The organism is Microcella sp., assembly GCF_033763155.1.
Classification (GTDB): Bacteria; Actinomycetota; Actinomycetes; order Actinomycetales; family Microbacteriaceae; genus Microcella.
In genome coordinates, this window is record NZ_JANRKZ010000017.1 from 1 (window position 1) to 1769 (window position 1769).

The 1769-nt window shown below is 74.1% G+C and carries 1 protein-coding gene and 2 pseudogenes; all 3 read right to left on the reverse strand.

All coding sequences use genetic code 11. The features are described from left to right. A pseudogene (locus SFU54_RS00605) lies at positions 1-591 on the reverse strand (pilus assembly protein); the annotation flags it as partial. Further along, the gene (locus SFU54_RS00610) at positions 588-1451 is read right to left on the reverse strand and encodes a type II secretion system F family protein (RefSeq protein ID WP_319014386.1); all 864 of its coding nucleotides are present in this window, start codon (positions 1449-1451) and stop codon (positions 588-590) included. The gene SFU54_RS00610 and the pseudogene SFU54_RS00605, both read right to left, overlap by 4 nt. After that, positions 1448-1769: pseudogene (locus tag SFU54_RS00615) on the reverse strand (CpaF family protein); the annotation flags it as partial. The pseudogene SFU54_RS00615 and the gene SFU54_RS00610, both read right to left, overlap by 4 nt.

The window sequence follows — 1769 nt, forward strand, 5'->3', positions numbered from 1 at the left end:
GGCGACGCGACGCAGCGCCTCGAGGATGCTCTCGCCGGCCGCCACGCTGAGGGCGAGAAACTCGACCACCGTCGGAAACTCTTCGGCGATGCGCGCCGAGCGTCGGCGGGCACTGCGCGCGAGCAGGGCATCCGTCGCCGCGATGCCGCCGATGCCGCCCGCCGCCACCGCGCCGATCGCCGCGGGAATGAAGGGCACTCCGTCGCGCGCCACGAGCAGCGCGAGCGCGATTCCGGTTGCTGCACCGAGCAGCGCCCCGAACAGCTGCCGGGTGCGGTGCCCCTGCACCGTGAGCGCCGAGCCGGACTGCCGCAAACGCGTGCGGATGACCGCCTCACCCCCGAGCACCGTGTCGAGCATGCCGCGCGCGGCTTCGGCGGCCGGCGCGAGCAGGGCTGAGATCACGGGCAGTGGATCACTGCGCCGCGCGGCGGTCATCGCGCGCGCTTCGGCCGAGACATCGACAAGGTACGGCGCGAGGCGCGTGGCGAGTCGCGGGCGCCCGAAGCGCGGAGCCGTCGACACGAGCAACCACAGCCCCAAGCCCAGCCCGAGGCCCGCAAGCAGAGCGGCGCCCAGCTGCGGCGTCATCGGAACCACCGCCCCTCTTCGGGCAACCGCCCGAGCGCAATCATGAGCCGGTAGGCCACGAGCGTCGCGGCGAGCCCGCCCACGACGAGCACGGCACCGCCCGCGGAGTTGTAGGCCGCGGCGGCTTCGGGGCGCGTGCCGAGCATGAGCAGCACGATCCACGGCGCGACGACGCCGAGGCGGGCCGCTGTGCGCACCCACGACTGGCGCGCGTCAACCTCGGCGCGCACCGCGGCGTCGGCCCGCAGATACTGCGAGAGCGAGCGCAGTACCGTCGGCAGCTCGGTTCCGCCGACCTCGCGCGCCATGCGCACGGTCTCGATGATGCGGTCGGCTACCGGGTCGGCGAGAGTCGCCTTGAGGGAGTCGAGGCACTCGGTGAACTGCGCCGTGCGCAGGTAGTCGCGCCGAAACGCGCGGAACGGCGCGCGCACGGGCTCGGGCGCGCTGTCGGCGAGCGCCGCGACCGCTTGCGGCAGGCTCAACCCCGCGCGCACGCCCGAGAGCAGATGATCAACAACGTCGGGCCACACCGCTCGCAACGCCCGGCGGCGCGCAGCGGCCCGCGCTCGCAGCACCAGCACGGGAATCGTCGCCGCAACGACCGCGGCGACCGGTGCGAGGGCCACGACCGGCACGAGCAGCAGGGTCAGGGCTCCCCCAGCGATGCCCGCCATCGCGATGACGCCCACGAGAACGAGCGGCGAGACGCTGGGCACCCCGGCACGCGCGAGCAGGTCGGCAAGCGGGGCGAGGGCGTCGCGGCGTTGGGTGCGCGCTTCTTCGCGCCGCGGCCACAGCCACGGCGACGCCACGAGCAACACGCCCGCCGCGAGCAAGAACCCGACCGCGAGCGTCATGCGCGCGCCCCGCGGCTGGTGGTCGCCCGAGCGCCCGCCGTCGCATCCCGCTGCAACAGGATGCTCGGGTCAAGCCCCGCGCCCGCAAACCGCTCAGCGCGCGCGGGCAAGGTGCCCGTCGGCTCGAGCACCCCGTCGCGCACGACAAAGAGCGACTCGGCCTCGATGCCGCCCTGTACAACGACCCCCGTCGGCGCGACAATCTCGGCCACTCGGCGCGAGCCGCCCCTCACGAGTTCACAGTGCACCACGAGGTCGATCGCACTCGCGACGGTGGGCACCACGAACGCCGAGTCGATGTTGCGGCCCGCCAAGAGT